The following is a 17,832-nucleotide window of genomic DNA, read 5'->3' on the forward strand; positions in this document are numbered from 1 at the left end:
GGTGTTCGGGTTCCCGGGCGTGCCGCTCAGGCCAGCCGCAGGGTGACGTACGGGATGGTGTCCCCGGGCAGTACGTAGCGCTCGACCTCGACGAAGCCCCGCGCCTCCGCGAAGCGCAGCCCGTCGGTGTTGGAGGCCAGGACGATCGTCTCGATCGCCCTCGCGCCCAACTCGCGCGCCCGGTCCGTCCCCTGGGCGTAGAGCCGCTTGCCGAACCCCTTGCCGCGGTGGTCGGGCAGCACCCGGGCGATCACCGTGGCGACGGCCTCCTCGCCGGTGGGCGGTCGTACCGTCGTGCAGCCCACCAGGACGTCACCGAGGTACGCGACCTCCAGGTGGTTGCGCCGGGAGCGCTCGCGCACGTCCTCGAGGGACAGCGGGTCGGTGGGGATGATCGTGTTGTGGACGAACCGCCAGTCCTCGAGCATGGCGTCGCCATGGGGCCGTTCGATGCGAAGGGTCGACATCGCAGCAGGAAACCGGTGTGCGGCGAGGAGCGTCAACCGCATTTGCCGCCGCCCCCGGCCCGGTGGGCCGCGTCGCGCGGACCGCCGGGGGACCGGAGCGGTTAGCGTGGGCCGGGATCCTGAGGAGCGCCCTGGTGCAGACCACCCTTGCCGTGCTGTTCGCCCTTCTCGCGGCGATCAGCAACGCCCTGGCCACCGTTCTTCAGCGCTACGCGGCCCGGACGGTCCCGCTGTCGGTGGGGCTGCGCCCGGCGCTCATGGGCGAGTTGCTGCGCAAGCCCGTCTGGCTTGCCGGATTCGGCGCGGTGATCGCGGCGGCGGCCTTCCAGGCCCTGGCCCTGCTGAACGGCGCACTCTCGCTCGTCCAGCCGCTCTTCGTCCTGGAACTGCCGTTCGCCCTGTTCATCGGCGGCCTGGTGCTGCACCGGCGGATGCCGCCGCGCGGCTGGGCCGCCGTCGCCGCCATGGTGGTGGGTCTGGGCCTCGGGCTGTGGGCGGCCTCGCCCAGCGGCGGGGTGCAGCGGCCGGGCACCGGCGTGTGGCTGATGGCGCTGCCCAGTTGCGCCGCCGCCGTCCTGCTGCTCATCGCCGTCGCCGTCCGGCGCCCCGAAGGCCGGGTGCGCGCCGCGTGCTTCGGCCTCTCGGCGGCGATCTGCTACGCGCTGACCGCGGGGCTCCTCAAGGACGCCACGCAGCTGTGGAACACTGACGGCGCCGCCGCCTTCTTCACCGCCTGGCAGACGTACGGATTCGCCCTGGTCGGGGTCGCGGCCGTCTTCCTCCTGGAGAACGCCATGCAGTCGGGACCACTCGTGGCCTCGCAGCCCGCGCTGACCCTGGGGGACGCGACCGTGAGCCTCGCCCTGGGGGTGACGGTCTTCGAGGAGTACCTGCGGGGCGGCTGGTGGCTGCTCCCCATGCTTGCGGGCGCGTTGCTGGTGGTGGCCGGCGCGCTGGTGCTGGTGCGCGTCCCCTTCGTCCGTACCGTGGTCGCGCCGGACGCGCCGCCCCGCTGAGCCGGGCGCCGGAGCGCGCGGCGTCCGCCCGGGGAGCCCCGAGGTGCGGTCGGGGTCCTAGTCGAAACCGAGCTCGCGCAGATTGGTCTTGGCCAGCTCCACGATCTCGTCGGCCCGTCCGGACAGGATCGTGCGGGTGGCGAAGAGCGTGAATCCCTTGAGCTGGCCGTAGGTGATCTTCGGGGGCAGGGAGAGCTCATGGCGCGCGGTGCGCGCGTCGACCAGGGCCGGGCCGTCGTGGTCGAACGCTGCCGCGAGCGCCTCGTCGAGCTCCCCGGGCCGTTCGGCCCTGGCCCCGAACAGTCCCGCCGCTCGGGCGATCGCGGCGAAGTCCGCCTCGCCGAGGTAGGTGCCGTAGTTGACGATGCCCGCGGCCTTCATCTCCAGTTCCACGAAGGACAGCGCGGTGTTGTTGAAGACCACGGCCTTCACCGGCAGGTCCAGCTGACGCAGCGTGAGCAGTTCCCCGAGGAGCATGCTCAGGCCGCCGTCGCCGCACAGGGCCACCACCTGGCGGCCCGGGTGGGAGGCCTGGACGCCGATGGCGTGCGGCAGCGCGTTGGCCATGGTGCCGTGATTGAACGAGCCGACGAGCCGCCTGCGGCCGTTCATCGTCAGATAGCGGGCCGCCCACACCGTGGGAGTGCCGACGTCGGCGGTGAAGACGGCGTCGGCGGCCGCGAGTTTGTCGACGGTGGCGGCGACGTGCTGGGGATGCATGGGGGAGTCCGACGGGCCGGCCGCGGCGAGGTGGTCCAGCCGGCCGCGCACCCGCCGGTAGTGGCCGGTCATCCGGTCGGCGAAGGTCCGGTCGGCCTTGGGGCGGAGCAGCGGCAGCAGAGCGGCGGCGGTGTCCTTGACCGTGCCGACCAGCGGCACCTCGACGTCGGTGCGCCGCCCGATGTTCTCACCGCGTACGTCGACCTGGACGACGGGCACGTCGGGGCCCGGATAGAACTGCCGGTACGGGAAATCGGTGCCGAGCATCAGCAGGGCGTCGCAGTGCTCCATCGCCCGGTAGCCCGAGCTGTAGCCGATCAGGCCGGTCAGCCCCACGTCGTACGGGTTGTCGTGCTCCAGGAACTCCTTGCCGCGCAGCGCGTGCACCATCGGCGCCTTCAGCGCCTCGGCCAGCGCCACCGCCTCGTCGTGGGCCCCCCGGCACCCGGCGCCGCCGAGGATGGTCACCCGTTCCGCCGCGTTGAGGACCTCCGCCGCGCGGGCGAGAGCGGCGTCGTCCGGCCGTACGTGCGAGGCGGTCCCGACCACGGGCCGGGGCGGGGCCGGCAGGTCGCTGTCGGCCAGGAACAGCTCGCCCGGGATCACCAGGACCGCGACGCCGCCGCGCTCCAGTGCCGCGCGCATCGCGATCCGCAGCAGCCGGGGGACCTGCTCCGGGATGCTCGCCATCTCGCGGTAGACGCTGCACTCGCGGAACAGCTCCTGCGGGTGCGTCTCCTGGAAGTACTCCCCGCCGATCTCGGCACGCGGGATGTGCGCCGCGATCGCCAGCACCGGCACCCGGCTGCGCTGGGCGTCGAACAGCCCGTTGATGAGATGGAGGTTGCCCGGGCCGCAACTGCCCGCCGCCACGGCCAGCTCCCCGGTGAGCGCCGCCTCGCCCGCGGCGGCGAAGGCGGCGGTCTCCTCGTGCCGCACGTGGGCCCACGAGACGTCCTTGTTGCGCCGCAGGGCGTCGGTGAAGCCGTTCAGCGAGTCCCCTGGCAGGCCGTAGACGCGCCGTACTCCGGAAGCGGCCAGGGCCGCGACCATCACTTCGGCGACGGTGGTACCCAAGAGGACTCCCTGGCGGCTCGTCGGGGAACGGCTGCGATGCCCGCGGCACCCCGGTCAGTTTGTGCCACATCGGGAGATTCGCGTGAAACGACACGGCGGGGCCGCCGCCGGGACCCGGGACGGTGAAGTCGGCTCGCGCGGTGCCCGGAGCGGCCGGCCTCAGATCCACCCGCGGCGGGTCGCCTCCATGGCGATCTGGAAACGCGTCTGCGCGCCGAAGCGCTGCATGAGGCGGGTGACGTGGCGCTGGACGGTCCGCTCGCTCCAGCCGAGGGCCCGGCCGGCCGACTTGTCCGTGGCGCCCGCGGCGAGCAGCGTGAGCAGCTTGGCCTCCTCCGCGGTGAGCTCGTCCGGCGCCTGGTCGAGCCTGCCCACCGGACCGCCGTTCGCGGGCAGGCGTACCTGCACGCTGCGCTCCCACAGCGCCTCGAAGAGGGCGATGAGCGCGTCGAGCAGGGGTGAGGGGTGGATCAGATAGGACGCGGTCACCACGTTGTCGCCGGGGCGCAGCAGGGGGATGATGGCCAGCCGGTCGTCGGAGACGGCCAGTTTCATCGGCAGGCCGGGCGCGACCCGGGCCTGCTCGCCGTGGCGGATGCCGGCGGTGACGTCCGCCAGCCAGCCGGGCAGCGCGAGCACGGTGCTGTCGTAGATGACGCGGTAGGCGACGCCCCGTTTGAGCAGTTCGAGTTCGATCGGGTTGGGCTCGGTGTGCTCCTCGACCGCGGCGTACGGCGGCCGGTCGAAGCCGCGGACCTGCGTACGGGTGCTCTGCTGCAGCTGCGCCCAGCGGCGGTTGACGTCGTCCCGGCCCGAGACGACCTCGACCAGCTCGCCGGGGTTCACGAAGCGCGTTCCGGCCCGGTACAGGTCCATCAGGCCGGCCACTTGTGAGCGTACGTCGTTCAACGCCCGCTCCCGGTCCCGCAGTACGGCCTCCAGGGCGCTGTCGGGGGAGACCGCGGCATAGGTGACGGGGCGTCCGGTGGAGCGGACGGCGAGGCCGAGGGAGACCAGCGACCGCACGCAGCGGCGCGTCACGGGAGGGGGGAGCCGGCAGTCGTGGGCGAGCTCCGCGACCGTGGCGTGTACGCGGCGTATGAGGGCCTCGTACACCGATTCGTCCTGCCGGCTCAGGCCGATGGATTCGAGCATGGTCCGCGGTCCCGCCTTCGCGCTCTCTTCACGTGTCGTACTCCCGTCACCTGACGGGAAGTCGCCCTCGGATCATCTTGTCAGCCCGGTGAAGCGGATGTCAGCGTTCCCCGCGGTACGTCGTCATTCCGGCCCGAGGACGTGGACACACGTCGCACGAAGGAGCGCCCATGCCGCTGTCCGCTCGCCGCCTGCTACGGCATCGCCGCCACCGGGCGTGGTTGCCGGCCCTCGGGATGTGCGCGCTGCTGCTGACCGCGCTGCCGGCCTCGGCGCAGGAGAACGGCGGCCCGACGGCACCGGCACCGGCGCACACCGGGCGGGAGAAGATCGACCCGACGCTGCTGCGCAGGATGGACGCCGCCCAGGCGCGGGGCGACGGGCGCGTCGAGGCCGCCGTCGTGCTGCGCGACCGTACCGGACTCTCCGGGCAGGGCGCCGCGCCGAGCGCGGTGCGGGCCGAACTGACCAAGAGCGCACGTTCCGTGCAGTCCCCCGTGGTGGACCTCGTCGAGTCGCGCGGCGACCAGGTGCTGAACACCTTCTGGCTGAAGAACATGGTCCTGGTGAAGGCCAGGCCGCAGACCCTCCAGGAGCTGGCCGCCCTCGCGCCGGTGGACCACATCATCCCCAACTTCACCCTCAAGGCGCCCCCCGCCGAGCCCGAGAAGGCCGTCAAGGCGCCCCGTGCGGCCGCCGCGGAGGCGAGCACCTGGGGCCTGACGAAGATCGGCGTCGACAAGGTGCGCGCCGAGCAGGGGCCGACGGGCAAGGGGGTGCGCGTCGCGGTCCTGGACACCGGTGTCGACATCGACCACCCCGACCTGGCCGGGAAGCTCGCCACCGACGACGCGGCCGACCCCGCCCACCCCGGCGGCTGGCTGGAGTTCACCGCCACCGGCGAGGCGGTCGCCTCGCTGCCGCACGACAGCAGCTACCACGGCACGCACGTGGCCGGCACCATCGCCGGCGGCGACGCCTCGGGCACGCGCATCGGCGTGGCGCCGGACGCCGACCTCATGGCCGGTCTGATCATCCCCGGCGGCTCCGGAACGCTCGCCCAGGTCATCGCGGGCATGGAGTGGGCGATCGCCCCGTACGACGCGGACGGCAAGCCCGCCGGTGAACCCGCCGACGTCGTCAGCATGTCCCTCGGGGCCGAGGGCTACGCGGACGAACTGATCGAGCCCACCCGGAACATATACAGCGCCGGGATCTTCCCCTCCTTCGCCATCGGCAACCAGTGCGTCAGCGGCTCCGCCAGCCCCGGCAACGTGTACGAGGCGGTGTCCGTCGGTGCCACCGACGACGCCGACGACGTGGCCGACTTCTCCTGCGGCGAGGTCGTCGACCGCAGCGACTGGATCGACGCGCCCGCGGAATGGCCGCAGTCGTACGTCGTTCCCGATGTCTCCGCTCCGGGCGTGGACGTCCTGTCCACGCTCCCGGGTGGCGAGTACGGCCTGCTCAGCGGCACCTCCATGGCCACGCCGCATGTGTCCGGCACCGTCGCGCTGATGCTCCAGGCCCGCCCGGACCTCACCGTCGACGACGCCCTGGCCATCCTCACCGGCACCTCCTTCTTCGACCAGCGCTACGGCGCGCGCCCCAACCCCCGCTACGGCTGGGGCCGGATCGACGCCTACGCCGCCGTGAAGGAGGCGGGTCTGCGCAGCGGAGTCCGCGGCACGGTCAAGGACGCCAGGACCGGCCGTCCGCTGGCCGGTGTGACCGTGGCGCGCGCCGACAACGGACGCACCGTCACCACCGGTGCCGACGGCCGTTTCGAGGTGCGCCTCGGCGCCGGCACGCACGAGCTGCGGCTGACCCGCTTCGGCTACGTGCCGCAGGAGACGACCGCGCGGGTGCGGACCGACCGGTACACCGACGTGTCCCCGCGGCTCGACCGGACCCGCCGCGGAGTGATCACCGGCCGGGTCACCTTCGGACCGACCGGCTCCACGGTGCCCGGGGCGACGGTCACCGTCCTCGACGTCCCGGACCCCCTGAAGGCGACGACCGACCGCGAGGGCCGCTACACGATCCGCGACGTCCCCGTCGGCGCGTACGAGGTGTCCGCCAACGCGCCGGGGATCTCCCGTTCCAAGCCCGTACGGGTCGTTGTCCGCGGACTGGGCCGGGCGACCCGCGCCGCCCTGGAACTGCCCCGCCCGTCCGCGACCGAGCGCGTGTCGCTGACCTCCGAGGGCAAGCAGGGCAACCACGAGGCGTGGTGGCCCCGGCTGAGCGCCGACGGTTCGGCGGTGGCCTTCGCCAGCCCGGCCTCCAATTTCGCGCCCGGCGACACCAACGGCGAGCTCGACATCTTCGTCACCGATCTGGACACCCGGGAGACCGAGCGCGTGTCGGTCGCCTCGGACGGCACCCAGGCCGACAGCTTCTCCCTGTCACCCACGCTCAGCGCCGACGCCCGCGTGGTCGGCTTCAACAGCGGCGCCGGCAACCTCGTGCCCGGCGACACCAACCAGCAGACCGACAGCTTCGTGCACGACCGAAGGACCGGCACCACGGAACGCGTGTCCGTCGCCTCCGACGGCACGCAGGGCAACGGACTGTCCTCCGCCCCCGCCCTGAGCGCCGACGGACGCTACGCGGTGTTCAACAGCGACTCCGACAACCTGGTGCCCGGCGACACCAACAACACCACCGACGTCTTCGTCCGCGACCGGCAGACCGGCACCACCAGCCGGATCTCCCAGGCCCCCGGCGGCGCCCCCGCCGACGGCGCCTCCAGGGAGCAGTCGGTCAGCGCCGACGGACGCTACGTCGCCTTCCAGAGTGCCGCGGGCAACCTCGTGCCCGGCGACACCGACGGCGAGCTCGACGTGTTCGTCACCGACCGGCAGACCGGCACCACCACCCTGGTGCCCGGCCCGCGATCCGGCGAGAACACCGGTCCGGTCATCAGCGCCGACGGCCGGGTCGTCGTCTTCACCAACAACTGGCAGCTCTTCACCCACGACCTGCGGACCGGCGCCTCCGAGCAGGTCTCCGTGAACTCCGCCGAGGCCCAGGCCGACGACTGGGCCTTCGCACCCGCGCTGAGCGACGACGGCAGCAAGGTCGCCTTCTACAGCTACGCGACCAACCTCGCCGCCGTCGACACCAACCGGCAGCTGGACGTCTTCGTCCGCGACCGCACCGCGGGCACGACCGAGCGGGTCTCCGGCGGACTGGAGGGCGCCGAGAGCGACGCCGCCTCCGACCTCCCCTCCCTCAGCGGGGACGGACGGTACGTCGCCTTCGAGAGCGCCGCGACGAATCTGGTCCCGGACGACACCAACCGCCGGTCCGACGTCTTCGTCCACGACCGGGTCGCGGGTCCGGAGCCGGTCTTCGCGCTCAGCGGGCTCTCCGTCGTGCCGCACGCCGCCAAGCCCGGCCGCACCGTGCACGTCTCCGCCCACGTCAAGAACGTCGGCGAGCGCACCGGGACGTACGAGGCCGTGCTCCTGGTCGGGGACGCGGTTCAGGAACGCCGTGCCGTGCGGGTCCGCGCGGGCCACGACGTACGGGTGGACTTCACGGTGCGCCGCACGGCCGCCGGCACGTACAGCGTGCGACTCGGGCCGCTGGCCGGGGAGTTCACCGTGCGCAAGTGACCCTCGACGGCCCTGTGTGCGGCGGTCCCGCGTCCCGGTCTCCTCCGGGGCGCGGGACCGCCGCGTGCCGGTACCGCCTCAGCAGGGCTGTTCGGCCCAGATGGTCTTGCCGTCGTGGGTGTGGCGGCAGCCCCAGCGCTGGGTGAGCTGGGCGACGATGAACAGTCCGCGGCCGCTCTCGTCGAGGGTACGGGCCCGCCGCAGGTGCGGGGTGGTGCTGCTGCTGTCGGAGACCTCGCAGGTCAGCCCGCCGTCGTGGCGGATGAGGCGCAACCGGACGGGTGGCCGGGCGTGGCGGATGGCGTTGGTGACGAGCTCGCTGACGATGAGTTCGGTGGTCGGCCCGGCCTCGGCCAGGCCCCAGGCGGCGAGCTTCCCCGCCACGTGCCTGCGGGCGTGGGGGACGGCGGCGGGGTCGGCCGGCAGGTCCCAGGTGGCGACGGTGCAGCTGTCGAAGGTGCGGGTGCGGGCGGCGAGCACGGCGGCCCGGGAGCGGTCGGCTTCGGGCAGGGCGCGCAGGACGGTGCGGCACGTGGCCTCGAGGGAGGACGCGGGCCCGGTCAGGGCACGCCGGAGTTCCCGGTCGGCGGGCTCGCCGAGGCCGATGCCCGTGTGCAGCAGGAACAGCGTGCCCGCGGGGAGGTCCACCTCCGTCGTGTCGCCGGACGGCCGTGCCGTGCCCAGGGGACGGGAGGGCGGGAGGTCGACGGCCGTGACCGCGCCGTCGGGCGTGACGACGACGGGCGAGGGGTGCCCGGCGCCGGCGAGCGAGCAGCGGCCGGAGACGGGGTCGTAGACCGCGTACAGGCAGGCCGCGCTGACCCCGGTGGTCCCGGGCCGCAGACGGCCGAGCGCGTCGTCGAGGTGGGTGAGGAGCTCGTCCGGTTGCAGGTCGATGTCGGCCAGTGTGCGCACCGCCGCCCTCAATTCGGCGGCCGCCGTGCCCGCCGCCGTACCGTCCCGTGCGGCCACCGCGCCGGCGACGAGCGCCACCCTGGCGCCGGGAAGCGGTATCGCGTCGAGCCAGTGGGCGCCCGGGCCGCAGTCGTCCCACGGGGGCAGGCAGCGGCCCACGACCTCCACCGCCGCGCTGCGCGGCAGGTCCGCGCCGAGCAGGCCGTCCGGCGCACCCGGCAGGACGTCGCCGCCGTCCGGGAGGCGCGCGTGTTCCGGGGCGGCCGGGGGCGCCGCGACGCACGGCGCACCGACCGCCGCGCACTGCTTCCGCTGCAGCCGGAGCCGGACCCGGCAGAGCACGACGCTGAGGCCGAAGGAGAGCGCGGCCGCGGCGATGACGACGGTCCGGCCGCCGGCCGACACCCCGTGGATCGCGAAGCCGTAGATCGCCACGCTGGCGGCGAGCGTGGCGGCGCCGATGACGAAGGTGCGTCCGACCGGCAGGAGCACGGCGGCCACGAGGGGCGCGAACGCCGAGTACTGCGACCATCGGACCAGGCCGCCCGCCGACTCCTCCAACTGGACCGCGCACATGGCGCCGAGGTAGCCGAGGAGCAGCAGAGGGCCGAGTCGCCGCAGGAGCCGGGAGGTGGCCATGCTCGTCAGCGCCTTTCCGGGATCGGTGCTTCCGGCCGGCGCCGCCTTCCGGCCCGGCCGCCATTCACGGGGCCGTCTCCGCCGGATGCGGCGGCCGGGGCGCGGGCGGAACCGGACCGGCACCCGGCTGAGGCTGCCGCTGCACGGCCACCATCGCGAGGTCGTCGTCCAGTCGCCCGCCGGTGTGGCCGTCCAGGTCGTCGCTGACGTGCCGCAGAAGCTCGTCCGGGCCTCCCGGACCCCAGGTGCCGGCCCGGTCGAGGAGCGGGTAGAAGGCGCGCGCGGCGTCCCGGGCCTCGATGAGCCCGTCGGTGTACAGCAGAAGGGTGTCCTCGGCGCCGAAGGCGAAGGTGTCGAGGTGGAAGTCCTCCGGTGTGTCCCCGGCCAGCCCCAAGGGCGGTGCCGGCCGGCGCGCCTCCAGGGCGGTCACCCGGCCGTGCTGCCCGACCAGCGGCGGCGGGTGCCCGCAGCTCACGATCCGGACGACGCACTCGGCGTCGGGGACCTCGGCGAGGAGGGCGGTCACGAAGCGTTCCCCGGCCTCGGGGTCGGCCTCGGTGAGCTGGTCCACGTGCCGGCGGACGCTGCGTTCGAGGGAGGCCGCCAGCTCGGGCAGCGTGGCGTGGTGGTGGGCGGCCTCGCGGAACGCGCCGAGGAGGGCGGCCGCGTCCTCGACGGCGGGCAGTCCCTTGCCGCGGACGTCGCCGATCAGGAACCGCGTCACGCCGTCGGTGCGTACCGCCGCGAAGAGATCGCCACCCACCAGGGCGTGCTGCGCGGCCGCCCGGTAGAGGGAGGCGACGCGCAAGGGGCCCAGCCGCGGCGGGATCGGCCGCAGCAGTACTCGCTGGGCGGTCTCGGACACCGCCCGTACCTCGTTCAGTTCCCTCAGGTCGCGGTCGTGGAGCGCCCGGGCGGCCACGGCGAAGCACGACACCGCCAGCAGCGCGCCGACGTGGATGGGCAGGACCGACGAGTGCAGCAGCCCGTCGTGCCGGTCGACCACGAGCATCGCCGCGCTGGCGACCAGGGCCACGAACGCGGTGAACCGGGCGCGGGCGAACGCCGCGGTGGAGGTGGGGGCCGCCACCAGCAGCGGGGACAGGTGGATGGCCAGGGGTGCGAAGGACCCGGCCAGGGTGATCGCCGTGATCAGCCCGAACGGCAGGGACACCTGGGCACCGGTGCCCGCCCTCGGGAAGCGGGGGCCGGCCCGGCCGGTGTGCCACAGCCGCATCATCCACCGTCCGCCGGCCACGCCTTCCCCGGGTGGGCGGGCGCCGCGGCCTGCCCGCGCCGCCGACGGGACGGGGGGAGAGAAGAGGTTCATGGGGGGTCCTGCGAGGGGTTCGAAAGCCGTGCGCGGACGCGGTGCGCGCGGTGCCGCGCGCATGCGTCCCGAGCTGCGGCGGGACCGCGTGGGTCCGCCACTGCGACGGGCGGTCCGTCCTTCTGCGCGGTGCCGGGCCAGTCGGCCGGGGCGGTCAGCGGCCGCCCGCGCGCAGGGCCCGGGACGCGACCGCCGACCCGGTGACGGGCGGGGCGGGCACTGAGGAGCGGGTCGAGGGCCGAGCCTGCCAAGGCGGGGGAGGGAGACGCGGCGGAGCTGCGGCGACCGATGACAACGCCACCGGGCGAGAGCCATCGGCACGCGGCGCCGTCCCGCCTGTTCGCGCGGCCTCTAAGACGGGCGGCTGCCGGTACGGGACGAGGCGACGGCCCCTGCCGGGGGCCGCGGGTACGGGGGCGTGGCCCGCACCTGGTGCGTCCGGGCACCGCTGGATGCGCGGACTCGTGTGGATCATGGCTCCACCGTCCTCACTGTGCCGCATCGTGGAAGCCATTGCCGCAATGCGGTGTCCAGGGTGCGACCCGGAGAGGGCATCGTCAAGGCGATCCGGTCGACGCGGTGGCCCCGCGGGAGCCGGACACCGGAGCCGGGCGCGGGGTCAACCGCCGTGGCCCCGCCACATCCGGCCCTCGGAGATGGCCGTGGCGCAGTCGATCGCCTGGGCCGCCAGACTCCGTGCCCGGCCGAGGGTGAGGCGGTGCGACGGCCCGCCGACGCTCACCGCGGCGATCACCGTGCCGTCGGTCGAGCGGACTGGTACGGCGAGGGAGTTCAACCCCGCCTCGAGCTCCTCCTCCGAGAAAGCCCAGCCCTGTTCCCGGACGTCCTCGAGCTGCCCCCGCAGTACCGCGGGGTCCACCACGGTCCGCGGCGTACGGGCCGTCAGGCCCTCGTCGAGGACGAGCGCGAGGACGGCGGGGTCGAACGCCATGAAGATCTTTCCGGCGGCGCTGGGCTGCAGGGGCATCACCTGGCCGACATGCCCGCGGTAGACGATCGAGTGCGGCGACTGCGCCCAGATCACCGTCACGCGCCTGCCGCCCTGCCGGACCTGGAGTCCGCAGCATTCGCCGCACCGGTCCCGCAGGGCCGTCACCAGGGGTCTGGCCGTGGCGATGAGATCCGAGGCGGCGGTGGCCGAGGCCGACCAGGCGATCACCCGCAGACCGATGCTGTAGGTGGTCCCCTCGCGCTGGAGCAGGCTCTCCTGGACGAGCGTGCGCAGGATGCGCGCGACGGTCGAGGCCGGCAGGCCGGTCCTGCGGGCGATCTGCGACGCCTGGAGGCGGGGAGTCGTGGCGGAGAAGCAGTCCAGGATCCGGGCCGACTTCTGCACCACCTGGACGGAGCCGTTCGCCGTCCCGTTGTGGTCGTGATCAGAGGTCATGGCCGCTTCGCCCTCTCTCCTGCCCGCAGGGCGGGAGGCGTTTCCCGCATCGCGGCATTTCCCCACTGTCGGCGCCGTGCGGCGAGGGGTCAAGCGAGGCGGCCCTTGCCCGCGCGCAGGGCCGCCGCACCTCACAGGCGGTCGAAGGCCGGGGGCACCGGCAGAGTGGACCACCGGGGAACGGGCCAGGCGACGACGAAGGCGCGGCCGATCACGTCGTCCACGGGCACGAATCCGCCGCCCTCCTGCCGGACGTGGGCCCGGGAGTCCTGCGAGGCGTCGCGGTGGTCGCCCATCACCCACAGCCGGCCCTCGGGGACCTTGACCGTGCCGACCGGGAGGTCGTCGCACGGGGTGGCGCCGGGGTAGATGTACGGCTCGTCCAGGGGCGTCCCGTTCACCGTGACCGGTTTGCCGCGCTCGCACTCCACCGTGTCGCCGCCGACCGCGATCACGCGCTTGATCAGGTCCTGCTCGTCGGCCGAGGGCATGACGCCGACGAAGGCGAGGGCCTCCGTGATCGCGTGCCGGACGCCACTGGTCTCCTGCGGCGGCTGGTCGCCCAGCCAGCCGCCCGGATCGCGGAAGACGACGACCTCGCCGCGCTGCGGCTGCGCGCCGAACCACGGGGTGAACTTGTCGACCAGGACCCGGTCGCCCACCTGCAGGGTGTTCTGCATCGAGCCCGAGGGGATGGAGAAGGCCTGCACGAAGAACGTCTTGATCCCGAGGGCCATGACCAGCGCCACGATGATCAGGACGGGCAGCTCCTGCCACCAGGGGCGTGGCGCGCGGACGGTACGGGGCCGCTTGCGGCGGCCCGGGGCGTCCGGTGTCTCCGGGGTGCCCTCGTCGGTGCCGAGGGCATCCGGCCGGCCGTTCTCCCCAGCGGTCATGCCTGCTCCTTCGCGCGTTCGGTGCGACGGGCCGTGTCCCGGCCCGTACACCTGAACGATCAGGAGTTCCCGCGATCCCCGGACCCCGTTCCGCCAGGCGGTACGGCCCGCGGCCCGGGGCCCGCGGCCCGACCTCGCGAGCAGGCACCGACCGTGGCCTTCACCCCCGCGGCGGCCGTCCCGGAGGCCGCGTCCTCTCCGGGCGCGGTACCGGACAGGCGGACGCCGCGCAGCCGCCCCGCGCCGCCGAGGGTCACCCGCAGCGACGTCACGGCGGGCAGGTCCGCGTCACGGCGGGGATGGGTCACCGTCCACGCCTCCGCGGATCCGTCCTCGGGCGCCTGCCGTCGAGCCGGGGCGACGGTGAACCGGTGGTGAGCGGGATTCCTCACGTCCGCCTCACGCCGCGGTCGCACATACTGGACGGCCCGGACAGGGAACGACGGACGGAGGCGGGCGGCCGGTGCGCCGAGTGATGATCGAGGACGAGCGGCCGCCGTCGGGAACCACGGCAGGCGGGTGCGGCGGTGGCGGCGGCGGCGCGGGCGGTGCCGGCGTATGAGGATCGTCCCCCGGTGGATCGCCGAACGGCGCGGAAGCCTGCGGCTGCGGCTGACCGCCGTCTTCGGCGCGATGTTCTTCCTCGCGGCGGTGGTGGTGCTCGCCGCCACCGTGCTCCTGGTCCACCGCTACGGCCAGCACCACCCGTCGGCCGCCACGTACTTCAAGTTCGACCCGCCGCTGACGCCGCAGCAGGCCCGGCAGTTGTCCATCGAGAGGGAACAGGCCGCCGCGGGCCAGCAGGCGGACACGCGCGCCGACGTCCTGTGGATGCTGAAGTGGGGCTCGCTCGTCGCCACGGGCGTGGGAGTGACCGCCACCGCCGCCGGCTGGCTGGTGGCCGGCCGGCTGCTGCGGCCGCTCACCTGGATCACCGGCACGGCCGAGCGGGTCGCCGGGCGCACCCTGCACCAGCGGATCGCGCTGAAGGCCCCGCCCGGCGAGGTCAAGAGCCTCGCGGACTCCTTCGACCGGATGCTGGAGCGGCTGGACGAGTCCTTCGCGGGCCAGGGCCGGTTCATCGCGAACGCGGCCCACGAGCTGAAGACCCCGCTGGTCATCAACCGCACCCTCGTCGAAGTGGCCATGAACCGCCGTGACGCTCCGACGCAGGTGCTGAACCTGGGCGCGGACCTGCTCTCGGTCAACGCCCGTCACGAGCGGCTGGTCGACGCCCTGCTGGCCCTCGCCCGCTCCGAGAACGGGACCGTCGACCGGCTTCCCACCGACCTCGCCGAGGTGACCGCCTCGGTCGTCGAGGCCGCCGCGCCGGCTGCCGAACGCGCCGGAGTCACCGTCCACACGTGGCTGTGCCCGGCCCCGCTGGAGGGCGACCCGGTGCTGCTGGAGCAGCTCGCCCGCAACCTCCTCGACAACGCCGTCCGCTACAACGTCTCCGGCGGCACGGTCCATGTGACGACCGAGGCGGTCCCCGAGGGCGTCCGGCTGACCGTGGCCAACACCGGGCCCGTCGTGGCCCCCCACGAGGTGCCCGTGCTCTTCCAGCCCTTCCGCAGGCTGACCGACCGGGTCGGCGCGGCCAAGGGCAGCGGCCTGGGGCTGTCCATCGTGCAGGCCGTCGCGCGCACCCACGGTGGTGACGCGGACGCCGCGGCCCTCCCGGACGGCGGCCTCGCCGTCACCGTCACCCTGCCCGTGCGGGGCGTGAACGCGGGACGGTAGCGGGGCGGCACGTCCGGGCATCCGGCAGGCCGGAGCCGGGCCGTGGTCCACGGCCGAGGCGGTCCCGAAGGTCTCAGGGCGACGGGCATACGTGCTCTCCGCGACCGGGACGGGCCGGGCGCGGGCGGGAACCGGGGCCCGGCTCCATTCCGTTGGAGCGGCCGATAGCGGGCCGACGGCACCCCTCCTCCCGGCGGAGGACGGGTGCCGTCGGCCCGGGCGTGCGTTCAGCCGCAGTGGCCTGCCGGGCGCGTCCGGGTCACCAGGTCGAAGGACGTGGTGGTGGTGTCGAGCCACAGCACGCGGTTCCCGGTGCCGGCGACCGCGTGGGTCTGCCGGCCGCGGCCGCACGAGACGCGGCCGAGGGCGGCTCCCTTCGAGGTGTACTGGTACAGCTTCGTGTCCAGGTACGGCGTGCCCGTCGGGGAGATGGGGTCGACCGTGAGCGTGACCGCCGTGTCCGACGCCGTCAGGGTCCAGGCACCGAGCGTGGCGGCCGAGGTCGCCGGTATGACGTCGGTGCCGCCCGAGCCGTCGAGGCCGCTGCGGCGCAACGCGGTCTGGCCCTGGTCGAAGGGGTCCTCGTCCACGAGGAGGTACACGCCGGAGGACGTGGCCACGGGGCGGCTGGACCACACCGCGCGGCCGGGGGTGCCGAGCCCGGTCCTGCCCGTCCTGGTGTCGTAGACGTCGACGACGGTACGACGGTGGTCGGGGTCGTCGCCCCACCAGCCGCTGACCGTGTACGCGATGCGCCCGTCCTTGACGGAGGGCGACTCGGCCCGGACGTAGGCGTCCCCCGCAGCGGCGTCGGGGCGGTTCAACGGGACGGTGCGCGGGGCGGCATCGGTTCCCTTGAGGTAACGGACGCTGGTGCGGCCCTCGTTGTCGTTCTCGTACCAGGCCACGATGCCGCCGTCGATGCTCAGACCGCCGATCGAGGTGGACGAGGTGCTGTAGAGCCGCTGCGCCGGACCCCCGCCCACGGGTGCGGACATGAGGTCGTAGGTGTCGCCGACGGCCAGCCACACCACGCGCTTGCCGTCGGTGACGGGGCTGAGGTGGTAGCGCCCGTCCTCCGGGGAGACGCGGCGGGGCTTGCCCTTGCCGTCGGTTCGTCCGGTCCACACCGCGTACGGCTCGGCGCTGTCGGCGCTGGACCGGGGGACCGCCCACCAGCCGCCGCCCGTGGCGGGAGCGATGTCCTCGGCGATGCCGGTCTCCAGGGTGCCGAGCCTGCCGAGCAGGACGTCGCTGTCGAGGCCGAGGTTCTTCTCCCAGCCGGGGACGATGCCGTGGGCGTCGAAGGCCTTCTTGACCTTGGCCAGGCGGTCGCCCTTGACGTGCAGGGACTTGGCGGCAGCGAGGACCGCGTCACGGCCCTCGTCGAAGCCGTCGAGGGGCGTGATGTAGGAGGTGAGCGCCTTGTAGACGATGCGGTCGGCGAGTTCGCCGCCCAGGCTCTCGCGCAGGTCCCACAGCGCGCCGCCGAAGATGTGCGAGTTGAGGTGCACGCCGCCCTGGTCGTTGCGCGACCCGAGGGGCATGCTGATGAAGTCCCCGGTGCCCGCGCCGTCGTTGAGGTCGCGGAAGGCGCACTCCCGCGGCGACAGCGTGCGGCAGAGGTCGCCGCCGATGAGGCCGGCGTCGGGGTCGTCCATGGGGGTGCCGCTCGCGGTGATGTCGATGACGTTGCCGAAGTAGTCGGCGATCGCCTCGTTCATGGCGCCGGACTGGCCGGCGTAGACGAGGTCGGCGGTGTGCTCGACGACGCCGTGGGTCATCTCGTGGCCGACGACGTCCAGGTCGGAGGCGAGGGAGCGGTACTCGTCGTCACCCGTGCCGTAGACCATCTTGCCGCCGTCCCAGAAGGCGTTCACCCAGGGATAGCCCAGTTCGGCGGTGACGCCGACGAGGGAGTTGACGGCCATGCCCTTGCCGTCGAGGCTGTCGCGCTTGAAGGTGCCGCGGTAGTACTCGTACACCTTCCCGGCCGCCCAGTGGGCGTCCACGGCCCCGCTCTCGGTCAGTTCCCGGGGCGCCTTCGGGGTGGGCATGGAGAACGGCACGACGCCTTCGGGCCACCCGCCGTCGAGGTCCATCCACCACAGGGTGGAGGCGTCCCAGGTCTGGATGGCGTTGTGGTTCTGGCTGTCGGCCATGTGCGCGGTGTCGCGCAGCAGGTACTGCCCGGTGCCGGCGTCCTTGGTGAGGTTCAGCGGGACGGTGGTGCCGTTGAGCAGGGTTCCGCTGCCGGTGACCCCCGCCGATCCGGTCGCCGGGGTACCGGGCTTGCCCGGGCGAGGGGAGGTGCCGCTTTGCCGCGCGGCCGCGGCGGGCGTCGCGGCAGTGAGGGTCCGCAGACTGCCGGCCTCGAAGCGGAGGACGCCGGTGGCGGCGTCGACGTAGACCTCCTGGACCACGGGCGCGCCGGTGGACGGGTCGGTGCCGCGCACGGTGACGTGCCGGGCCAGCACGCCCTTGCCGGTGGGCAGCACGATCAGCCCGCGGTCCGTTCCGGTGAGACCGGCCGTCGCCGCGGCCCGGGAGGGCGCGGCCCCGGTGACCGGCCGCGGTCCGTCGGCGAGCCGGTTCCCGACCTGGTGGACGGCGCGTTCCACGGCGGTGGTGGTGGGGAGGGTGGGGCGGGTGGTGTCGACGTCGAGTGCGGTGAAGTAGGAGCCGGAGGTGCCGGTGACGGTGCGTGTGCCGTTCTTGTGGGTCATGCGGACGACGTATTGGGCGCCGAGGACGGGGATGCCGTGGTGCTTTTGGCCGAGGCGGACGGTTTCGGTGCCGTCGGTGTCGGTGGTGACGGAGTCGGTGGTCAGGTCGCGTGCGGG

The 17,832-nt window shown here is 73.9% G+C and carries 12 protein-coding genes; 3 read left to right on the forward strand and 9 right to left on the reverse strand.

Translation table 11 applies throughout. The annotated features are described in order from the left end of the window. Positions 1 to 26: 26 nt before the first annotated feature. Positions 27 to 467 carry a GNAT family N-acetyltransferase gene (locus AB0F62_RS18230; RefSeq protein WP_361799335.1) on the reverse strand — a complete coding sequence of 147 codons (441 nt, stop codon included), beginning with the start codon at positions 465 to 467 and terminating at the stop codon, positions 27 to 29. Between the two features lie 134 nt (positions 468 to 601). On the opposite strand from AB0F62_RS18230, the gene AB0F62_RS18235 reads away from it, so the two are divergent. After that, positions 602 to 1,483: a DMT family transporter gene (locus AB0F62_RS18235; protein WP_361799338.1), complete on the forward strand. Its 882-nt coding sequence runs from the start codon at positions 602 to 604 to the stop codon at positions 1,481 to 1,483. Positions 1,484 to 1,540: 57 nt separating this feature from the next. On the opposite strand, the gene poxB is transcribed toward AB0F62_RS18235, so the two are convergent. Further along, on the reverse strand, positions 1,541 to 3,280 hold the full coding sequence (poxB, locus tag AB0F62_RS18240; protein ID WP_361799341.1) for a ubiquinone-dependent pyruvate dehydrogenase: 1,740 nt from the start codon (positions 3,278 to 3,280) through the stop codon (positions 1,541 to 1,543). A gap of 159 nt (positions 3,281 to 3,439) precedes the next feature. Beyond that, a complete protein-coding gene (locus tag AB0F62_RS18245; RefSeq protein ID WP_361799344.1) occupies positions 3,440 to 4,435 on the reverse strand; it encodes a helix-turn-helix domain-containing protein in 996 nt (331 codons plus the stop codon). Positions 4,436 to 4,605: 170 nt separating this feature from the next. On the opposite strand from AB0F62_RS18245, the gene AB0F62_RS18250 reads away from it, so the two are divergent. Continuing rightward, positions 4,606 to 8,058 carry a S8 family serine peptidase gene (locus tag AB0F62_RS18250; protein WP_361799347.1) on the forward strand — a complete coding sequence of 1,151 codons (3,453 nt, stop codon included), beginning with the start codon at positions 4,606 to 4,608 and terminating at the stop codon, positions 8,056 to 8,058. Between the two features lie 78 nt (positions 8,059 to 8,136). Here the strand turns inward: AB0F62_RS18250 and AB0F62_RS18255 are convergent, their stop codons facing one another. From AB0F62_RS18255 to AB0F62_RS18275, 5 genes are all read right to left on the reverse strand, one after another. Further along, positions 8,137 to 9,612, reverse strand: coding sequence for an ATP-binding SpoIIE family protein phosphatase (locus AB0F62_RS18255; protein WP_361799350.1), 1,476 nt, complete (start codon positions 9,610 to 9,612; stop codon positions 8,137 to 8,139). A gap of 64 nt (positions 9,613 to 9,676) precedes the next feature. Further along, positions 9,677 to 10,942: a PP2C family protein-serine/threonine phosphatase gene (locus tag AB0F62_RS18260; RefSeq protein WP_361799353.1), complete on the reverse strand. Its 1,266-nt coding sequence runs from the start codon at positions 10,940 to 10,942 to the stop codon at positions 9,677 to 9,679. 619 nt (positions 10,943 to 11,561) lie between these two features. Continuing rightward, entirely contained in the window at positions 11,562 to 12,350 is a 789-nt protein-coding gene (locus AB0F62_RS18265; RefSeq protein WP_361799356.1) for an IclR family transcriptional regulator, read from the reverse strand. Between the two features lie 131 nt (positions 12,351 to 12,481). Next, complete coding sequence (gene lepB, locus AB0F62_RS18270) at positions 12,482 to 13,246, reverse strand: signal peptidase I (protein ID WP_361799359.1); 765 nt, start codon at positions 13,244 to 13,246, stop codon at positions 12,482 to 12,484. 59 nt (positions 13,247 to 13,305) lie between these two features. Further along, a complete protein-coding gene (locus AB0F62_RS18275) occupies positions 13,306 to 13,638 on the reverse strand; it encodes a hypothetical protein (RefSeq protein WP_361799362.1) in 333 nt (110 codons plus the stop codon). A 166-nt stretch (positions 13,639 to 13,804) separates the two neighbouring features. Here AB0F62_RS18275 and AB0F62_RS18280 point away from each other — a divergent pair, with 166 nt between their 5' ends. Then, positions 13,805 to 14,989 (forward strand): HAMP domain-containing sensor histidine kinase, encoded by a 1,185-nt coding sequence (locus AB0F62_RS18280; protein ID WP_361799364.1) that lies wholly within the window; start codon positions 13,805 to 13,807, stop codon positions 14,987 to 14,989. 227 nt (positions 14,990 to 15,216) lie between these two features. On the opposite strand, the gene AB0F62_RS18285 is transcribed toward AB0F62_RS18280, so the two are convergent. Continuing rightward, a partial coding sequence (locus AB0F62_RS18285) for a M4 family metallopeptidase (RefSeq protein WP_361799367.1) occupies positions 15,217 to 17,832 on the reverse strand: 2,616 nt, incomplete at its 5' end.

It is taken from the genome of Streptomyces sp. NPDC026673 (assembly GCF_040638135.1).
Classification (GTDB): domain Bacteria; phylum Actinomycetota; class Actinomycetes; order Streptomycetales; family Streptomycetaceae; genus Actinacidiphila.

What these genes read in the sequence shown, in the direction of transcription:
- AB0F62_RS18230 (WP_361799335.1), bottom strand. Translation starts at nt 467, where the DNA reads ATGTCGACCCTTCGCATCGAACGGCCCCATGGCGACGCCATGCTCGAG.
- AB0F62_RS18245 (WP_361799344.1), bottom strand. Translation starts at nt 4,435, where the DNA reads ATGCTCGAATCCATCGGCCTGAGCCGGCAGGACGAATCGGTGTACGAG.
- AB0F62_RS18250 (WP_361799347.1), top strand. Translation starts at nt 4,606, where the DNA reads ATGCCGCTGTCCGCTCGCCGCCTGCTACGGCATCGCCGCCACCGGGCG.
- AB0F62_RS18255 (WP_361799350.1), bottom strand. Translation starts at nt 9,612, where the DNA reads ATGGCCACCTCCCGGCTCCTGCGGCGACTCGGCCCTCTGCTGCTCCTC.
- AB0F62_RS18260 (WP_361799353.1), bottom strand. Translation starts at nt 10,942, where the DNA reads ATGAACCTCTTCTCTCCCCCCGTCCCGTCGGCGGCGCGGGCAGGCCGC.
- AB0F62_RS18265 (WP_361799356.1), bottom strand. Translation starts at nt 12,350, where the DNA reads ATGACCTCTGATCACGACCACAACGGGACGGCGAACGGCTCCGTCCAG.
- lepB (WP_361799359.1), bottom strand. Translation starts at nt 13,246, where the DNA reads ATGACCGCTGGGGAGAACGGCCGGCCGGATGCCCTCGGCACCGACGAG.
- AB0F62_RS18280 (WP_361799364.1), top strand. Translation starts at nt 13,805, where the DNA reads ATGAGGATCGTCCCCCGGTGGATCGCCGAACGGCGCGGAAGCCTGCGG.